The sequence below is a fragment of the Runella sp. R0.1_18 genome, assembly GCF_057652155.1.
The window spans coordinates 1-596 of record NZ_JBYFCK010000089.1 but is presented as its reverse complement, the minus strand read 5'-3'; the positions used below and the strand labels follow the sequence as shown (position 1 = coordinate 596).

Annotated in this window: 1 protein-coding gene; it reads right to left on the bottom strand. The window is 37.1% G+C overall.

What is annotated here, in order from left to right; translation table 11 throughout:
- Positions 1 to 210: 210 nt before the first annotated feature.
- Positions 211 to 596 (bottom strand): DUF1349 domain-containing protein (locus tag AC23P2_RS31175; protein WP_487776803.1); only part of this gene is annotated, 386 nt, incomplete at its 5' end.

The following is a 596-nucleotide window of genomic DNA, read 5'->3' as shown; positions in this document are numbered from 1 at the left end:
CTCACAACCCCGATGAAACTAGCGGTTTCCCATTTTCATCTTACACTTGCGCGAAGCCGAGCAGTTTTTGAGCCATGAGGGTTCGGATTGCGGCATTGCCTACATCAACATCGGTACTGCGGGAGCGAAGTCAACCTATTTCAGCAGAAGATAGGTCTTTTCATACAAAAGTGAACTTTCAGATACTTTATAGTTTGCCAGATAGCATTTTTATCCATTGTTTTCTAACCACTTTAAGCGTCTTGTATCTGGAATGTGATTTATAGTAAATTCTTCAAACAACGCATCAAATCCATTTCCGTCAGGTGATGCTGCTGTCATACCTACCATTACGGGAACATTATCAGGGAAATAGGCCAATCGCATCATCGTATAAAATTCATCATCGAAAGAATAGAAAATTTCAACAGAATCTAATTTTCTAATTACCTTTATCCATATTGATTTAGGATTATGTTGAATTTCAATTACACTCCAATCACTCTTTTCATTTGTAACAACCGCACTAATATTGATTTTATTATTTACAAATTCTACACCTGTTTTTATCCAAATCCTCTCGTTTATGCGCAACATCAGACCCATTTGGTCATATC